At 69.6% G+C, this 6,352-nt stretch carries 5 protein-coding genes; all 5 read right to left on the bottom strand.

From position 1 onward, the window contains the following. Nucleotides 1-98 precede the first annotated feature (98 nt). Nucleotides 99-1,478, bottom strand: coding sequence for a tripartite tricarboxylate transporter permease (locus QH276_RS24595; protein WP_280398784.1), 1,380 nt, complete (start codon nucleotides 1,476-1,478; stop codon nucleotides 99-101). Continuing rightward, nucleotides 1,475-1,978 carry a hypothetical protein gene (locus QH276_RS24590; RefSeq protein WP_280398783.1) on the bottom strand — a complete coding sequence of 168 codons (504 nt, stop codon included), beginning with the start codon at nucleotides 1,976-1,978 and terminating at the stop codon, nucleotides 1,475-1,477. Before QH276_RS24590 ends, QH276_RS24595 begins: the two co-directional genes overlap by 4 nt. Nucleotides 1,979-2,012: 34 nt before the next feature. Next, nucleotides 2,013-2,975: a hydroxymethylglutaryl-CoA lyase gene (locus QH276_RS24585; protein ID WP_280398782.1), complete on the bottom strand. Its 963-nt coding sequence runs from the start codon at nucleotides 2,973-2,975 to the stop codon at nucleotides 2,013-2,015. Between the two features lies 1 nt (nucleotide 2,976). Continuing rightward, a complete protein-coding gene (locus QH276_RS24580) occupies nucleotides 2,977-4,251 on the bottom strand; it encodes a hydroxymethylglutaryl-CoA reductase, degradative (protein ID WP_280398781.1) in 1,275 nt (424 codons plus the stop codon). A 144-nt stretch (nucleotides 4,252-4,395) separates the two neighbouring features. Next, entirely contained in the window at nucleotides 4,396-6,306 is a 1,911-nt protein-coding gene (locus QH276_RS24575) for a helix-turn-helix domain-containing protein (RefSeq protein WP_280398780.1), read from the bottom strand. Between the last annotated feature and the right edge of the window lie 46 nt (nucleotides 6,307-6,352).

The raw sequence follows: 6,352 nt of genomic DNA, 5'->3' as shown, positions 1-6,352 counted from the left end.
CACCGAGCGGGGTTGCTGACTAAGCAGTACGGCCTGCGCCGCACCGTGAGCACGGTGCGGCGCAGGCCGTATTCGGTGACGAGTTCTGCGGCGGTGTCTCAGAGCGCGAGCATCGCGGGAATCGTCAGGACCGCCACGTAGTAGCCCATGAACAACACCCCGGCGTGGATCTTGAAGAACCGGCACAGCAGACCGCCCACCAGACCGACCGTGAGCGTCACGGCGAGCCCCAGGATCCCGCCTTCCCAGACGCTGATCACCACGACCAGCCCGGCGAACGCGGCGATGATCGCCTCGTGGCTCACGTAGCGCACGACGATACTCGCGGCCCGATGCGCGAAGTTCATCGCGAAGGGATAGGCGATGAGCGCCGCCACCGCGACGGCGGCGAGTCCGTAGAGCAGGAATTCGGTATTGGTGAGCGCGGTGGACAGGTTGTCGATATTGCCGTTGCCGTCGTCGGTGGTGAACACCGGTGGGGCGTTGAACAACGGTGCGGCCGGCCCGGCGGCCACCGGGCTCAACGGCAGCCCGAACGCGATGAGCGGGATGAGCGCTTCGGCGATATAGGTGGATTCGGTTGTGCCGTTACGTGCGGCGATCACCGAGGTGAGCCGGCGGTAACCGTGTTTGATACGGGCCCCGACGAGCTCGCCCATCAGCACCGTCATGGCGACCGGACTGAAGACGAACGTGGCGCTGGAGACCGTGGCGGTGGCCGCGACGTAACCGGTCTGCCCGCGGTCGAGTATCCGGAACGGGTTGGGAAAGTATCCCTTCCAGGTCTTGACATCGGGAGCCAGCCATACCGTGGCCGGTTCCTTGCGGGCCATTTCGGCGCGTCCCTGCGGGCCGAGCGACAGGAACAGGTCGGCGATCAGGGGTCCGACGGCGATACCGAGGAAGTAGCTGATGTTGAGTGCGACGTCGTAGGACTCCGTGAGCTGCTTGAGCCCCAGGATGAGCACGACGAACGGTACGAGCGCGAGAACACCCGCCCATTTGCCGGGCGAGGCATAGGCGATACCGACCGCGGCCAGCAGGAACAACCACGGCGCCGCCGACTGGACCGTATCGGCGACCGGGGCCAGCAGGGTGGCGAACAGGACGGCGGCCGGTACGGCGAGCACGGCGGCGATGAGCGCCGCGGAGATCGCTTTGCGCAGCGCGATATGCGGGACGCCGAGCGCGCGCAGCATGCGGGCTTCCCGCAGGAGCGGCACCGCCATCGTGTCCCCGGGTATGCCGAGCAGTGTCGTCGGCGCCGCATGCGTCATATGTTTGGCGACGGCTCCGGCGAGGAAGAAGGTGAACACGCCCGCCGGGGGAGCGCCCAGCAGGATGACCAGCAGGGTCAGCGGGGCGATGGTCGCGGTTTCGTCGGTACCCGACACCATGCCGATCAGCGAGAAGACGATCGCGCCGACCACGGCGAGCATAACGGCCAGCGCGATATCGCTGGTGAGAATCGCACTCATGACGCGGCCCCGGCACCATCGCGTTCGGCCGCGGCGAACCGGGCGCGCAGCCCGAGATCGTCGAGTTCGCGCCGGGTGTGCTCGGGCAGTTCGTCCAGCGACCCCAGGCCCTGGCGTTCCTCCCGCAAGGTGGCGATGACCTCACCGACGGCAATGTCTTCGGACGCGTCGGTGACCACGATCCGCTTCGGCCGGAACAACCGTCCGCAGATCACTCCGGCCACCACACAGCCGGCGATACCCACGAGCAAGGCATAGGCGTCGGCGAGTGAATCGTTGGTCACGAACGCGGAGAACACCCGCTCGGAGACCAGTAGCGCGGCCAGGCTCACACCGATACCGACGACCACGGATACGGCCAGGTGCCGGCCGACGACGGTATCGCCCCAGACCTCCAGGTACTGCGGGTGTTCGCCGCCGGGCCCGGTGTTCGGGGCAGCCGGCGCCGCCCCCGCTGCGGGTGGCGGGGTTCCGGCCGGTGGCGAGGTTTCGGTGGACATGGGTACTCCGTCGGCGTCGAGGGGGTCGGACAGGTCAGGATGTCGAGGCGGCGAGGGCGGTGACCACTCGCGAGGGTGCGGGCCGGCCGAGCACGGTGGACATCCACCGGGAGGTCGCGGCGAGGGCTTCGAGGTCGATACCGGTGCCGATACCGAGCCCGTGCAGCATCCACACCAAATCCTCGGTGGCGAGGTTTCCGGTGGCTCCGGCGGCATACGGACAGCGGCCCAGGCCGCCGGCCGCGCTGTCGAATTCGGTGATGCCGGCGGTCAGCGCGGCGTAGACGTTCGCGAGCGCCTGACCGTAGGTGTCGTGGAAATGCACGGCCAGCGTCTCGGGGCGGATACCGCGCGCGAACAGGGTGTCGAGGAGGTCGTGCACGTGTCCGGGCGTGGCGACCCCGATCGTGTCGCCCAGCGATATCGAGCCGGCGCCCATCTCGAGAAGGCGTTCGGCGAGATCGGCGACCGTCGCGGTGCCGACAGCGCCCTCCCACGGATCCCCGAAGGCCATCGAGATATACGCGCGGGTGGCGAGCCCGTGCGCGGCGGCGCCGTCCACTACGGGGCGTGCGGAGGCGAGTGCGCCGTCGACCGTGGTGTGCAGGTTCTTCTCCGCGAAGGTCTCGGTCGCGCTGACGAACACGGCGAGTTCCGTCGCCCCGGCGGCCAGTGCCCGATCGAACCCGCGGCGGTTCGGGGCCAGCACCACCTGCCTGGTACCGCGGGGCAGGTCGAGCCCTGCCATCAGTTCCTCGGCGTCGGCGAGCTGCGGAATCCAGCGCGGTGCGACGAAACTCGTGAGTTCGACGGCCGGCACGCCCGCGGCGACGAGCCGCCGGCAGAATTCGGCCTTGGCCGCCGTCGGCACCACGGCCGCTTCGGCTTGTAGCCCGTCGCGGGGGCCGACTTCGTAGACCCGGACCGCCGCGGGCAGACCCGGCCGGCGGTGTACGTGGGGCGCCGGCCGGCGAACGGTTTCGGTATCCGGACGCATCTCAGCTCCGGCCCCGCAAGCCGGCGAGCACCTTTTCGGCGTGCTCGACCCGGATGTTCTTGTCCTCGATCAGTTGCGCCACGACGGCATCGAGTTCCGCGGTGCTCGCGCCGGCGGTGACGGCGACGGTCCGGGCGTGCAGGCTCATATGGCCGCGCTGAATACCTTCGGCGGCGAGCGCGCGGCAGGCGCCGAGATTCTGCGCCAGCCCGACCGCCACCACGACTTCGGCCAGTTCGGTGGCCGACCGCACGCCGAGGATCGCGAGTGCCGCCTGCGCGACGGGGTGCGCCTTGGTGGCTCCGCCCACCAGCCCGACCGCCATCGGTACCTCGAGGGTTCCCGACAGGTGTCCGTCGGCGGTTTTCTCGAAATGCGACAGCGCCGTGTACCGCCCGTCGGGGCCGACCGCGTGGGAATGGCAGCCCGCTTCGACGGCGCGGGTGTCGTTACCCGTGGCCAGTACGGCGGCGGTGATGCCGTTCATGATGCCCTTGTTGTGGGTGGCGGCACGGTACGGGTCGGCTTCGGCGAAGGCGGAGGCGTGCACGATATCGTCGACGACCTGTTCCCCGCCCAGTAGTTCGCGGTCGAACACGGCGCGGGCCCGGACGAGGCGCCGGTCGGCCATATTGGTGAGAATCCGCAGCAGCGGGCGCCCACCGGCGAGGGCGGCCAGCCGGGGCGCGATGGCCTCGGCCATGGTGTTGACCGCGTTGGCGCCCATCGCATCGCGCACATCGACCGTCAGGTGCACCACCACATGGGTGCCGGTGCGCGTGGGGACCAGGCGTACGTGCAGGTCGCGGGCACCGCCGCCGAACCGGACCAGGGTCGGGTCCTGTTCGTCGGCGAGCGCGACGATTTCCGCGCGGTGTTCCAGGATGCGCAACCGCGCGGCTTCGGGATCGGGGAGATCGAGCAGCTGGATCTGCGCCTGCATCACGGGGTCGGTAGCGGAGGTGAAGAATCCGCCTTGGACCCGGGCCATCCGCGCGGCATTGCTGGCCGCGGCGACAACCGACGGTTCCTCGGTGGCCATGGGCACCAGATAGTCCCGGCTGTTGATCCGGAAATTGGTGGCGATACCGATCGGGATGCCCAGCACGCCGATCACGTTTTCGATCATGTGGTCGGCCTGTTCGGTGGCCAGGCCCCGCGCGGGGTCGAGAACGGCCAGGTCCGCGACAGCAACCCCGGTCCGTTCGGAGACCACCGCGCGCCGCTGCTCGACGGACGAGTCCTTGAATCCGGGAATTCTGCTGTTGACGGTCACTACGCCCTCCACATCGCGAGGTCGCCGTGCCGACGACCCCGGTGAACATCTGCCGGCTCCGACGCTACGGTCGCGCTGTAACCCGCGACATGTGTGCTCGGCACATGAAATACGCGATTCTATGGAGTATCGGCACATCCGGCATCACGGCCGGACTACCGAGCGCAGCTCGTCCAGCCGGGTGGCGAGCGAGATGCGGAAGAGGTGTTCGTCCTGGCGCCAATCCTCGCCGAGCAGGGCCTTCAGGCGGTCGAGGCGCTGGAGGATGGTGTTGGTGTGATAGTTGAGGGCCCGGGCGGTCTTGGTCGGGCTGGCCTCGTGCCGGACGAACGTCCGCAAGGTGGTGAGCAGATCGGTACCGTGCCGGGCGTCGTAGTCGGCGACCGGTCCGATGGTGCGGTCGAGGAACGCTTGCAACGCTTCCGGGTTCGCACCGAAAAGCACTGTGTACGGGGCGTATTCGTCGGTGCCGGCCGCCCGGTCGTCGATGCCGAGCCCGGCCAGCAGGCGCACGGTCTGCCGGGCGGTACGGAACAGCTGCGGGAGTTCCGCGGCGGACCCGGCTCGCGGCGCCGCGACGACCAGTACCGGTGCCCCGAGCGCGCCGACCAGATGCGCCCGGAGATCGTGTGCGAGGGCCATCGGGTCGAGGGCCGATCCGATCACGGCCACGACGGCCGAATACTCGCCGACCAGACCCTTGTCGCCGATGAATGCCGCGGCCGCCCGTTCGGCACCCGCCCGGCGGGCCGGGGGTACATCGACGATGAGCACCGTGGTCAGCTCCGCGAGTGCGAGGCGATGAGTCCGGGCCCGCTGATCCATATCGCGCCGCCGTTCCGGCGACGTATCCAGCAGGTCGGCGATCAGTTCCCCGCGCTCCCGCCGGTACGCGTCGGTGGCCGCCCGCTGCTGCAGGGCCAGCAGCGCGGCGACCTGAGCCGCCCGTTCGATCGTGCGCCGCTCCACCGGCCCGAGTTCCACGCTGCCCGGGCCGAGCAGCAGGGTCCCGAAGAACAGTTCTCCGGCCGTGACGGCAGCGACCGCCTCGACCGACCTGTTGTTCTCGACGGACCGGCAGTGCCCGCTCGACCGGCTCAGCGATATCGCGGCGCGCACCGCCGGCGGCAGACTCACCCGCACCTGCTCCTCGGCGGCCATTGCGGAGGTGGCGATCGGGAAGGATTCGGTATCGATGATCGTGACCCGCCGGTCCAGGGCCGCCCCCAAGGTCCGCGCGACCTGCGGGAAGCCCCCGCCGGACAGCACCGCATGGACGAGTTCCTGGTGGACGGCACTGGACCGGTCGCGCGCCTCCAGGTGTTCGGTCAATTTCTCCAGGGCGCCGCGGGTGCGGTCCTGCGACTCCCGGAGCTGGGCCAGGATATTCGCGGTTTGCAGCACCACCGAGGCGTGGTCGGCCAGGGCCGAGAGCAGCGCGATCTCCTCCGGGGTGAACCGGTGTTCCTGCCGGGTCGCGGCGAAGAGCACCCCGAGCACCGTGCCGTCGGACAGCATGGGCACACCCAGGATCGAAACGATCCCCTCGGCGAAAACGGCCTCGTCGATGGTTTCCACGTGCGGGCCCTCCACGTACTCGCTGTACCGGGGCACCCACTGCGCCGAGCGGGTATCGGCGATCCGGCTCGCCAGCCCCGAACCGGCCGGGACGTGCAGATCCTGGAACTGCGGGGTCACCGCGCCCATCGTTTTGCGGACATGCAGGTCGCGAGTGGTGGGGTCGAACTCCGACAGGTAGGTCACGTCGGTGCCCATCATCTCGTGCGCGCGGGCCACCAATCTGGCCAGCAGCGCGTCGATATCGCGGACCTCGGCCAGATCGCGGGCACTGGAGAACAGGGCGGTGAGTTCCTGTTCGCGCCGCCGCAGCCGCGCGACCTCGGCCCGGTCGCGACCGGCCCGGTCGACGATCTCGCCGATCGTCTCCTCGTCCAGGCCAAGCCCGGTCAGCGAGCGCGCCAGCGCCGTGACGTCCGGCTCGCCGCGCGTGACGGTGCGAAGAACCTCCTGGACGATACGGGCGACGCTGTTCATGGGTACAGACTGCCCCGGTGCACCGGGACCGGTCGCGGCGCACCCG

Origin of the sequence: Nocardia carnea, from assembly GCF_029869215.1 — a bacterium.
Taxonomy (GTDB): domain Bacteria; phylum Actinomycetota; class Actinomycetes; order Mycobacteriales; family Mycobacteriaceae; genus Nocardia; species Nocardia carnea_B.
Note: the sequence above shows the minus strand (reverse complement) of the source record. Positions and strands in the feature narration are given on the sequence as shown.

Coding starts and splice junctions, on each gene's coding strand:
- QH276_RS24595 (WP_280398784.1), bottom strand. CDS start 1,478: ATGAGTGCGATTCTCACCAGCGATATCGCGCTGGCCGTTATGCTCGCC.
- QH276_RS24590 (WP_280398783.1), bottom strand. CDS start 1,978: ATGTCCACCGAAACCTCGCCACCGGCCGGAACCCCGCCACCCGCAGCG.
- QH276_RS24585 (WP_280398782.1), bottom strand. CDS start 2,975: ATGCGTCCGGATACCGAAACCGTTCGCCGGCCGGCGCCCCACGTACAC.
- QH276_RS24575 (WP_280398780.1), bottom strand. CDS start 6,306: ATGAACAGCGTCGCCCGTATCGTCCAGGAGGTTCTTCGCACCGTCACG.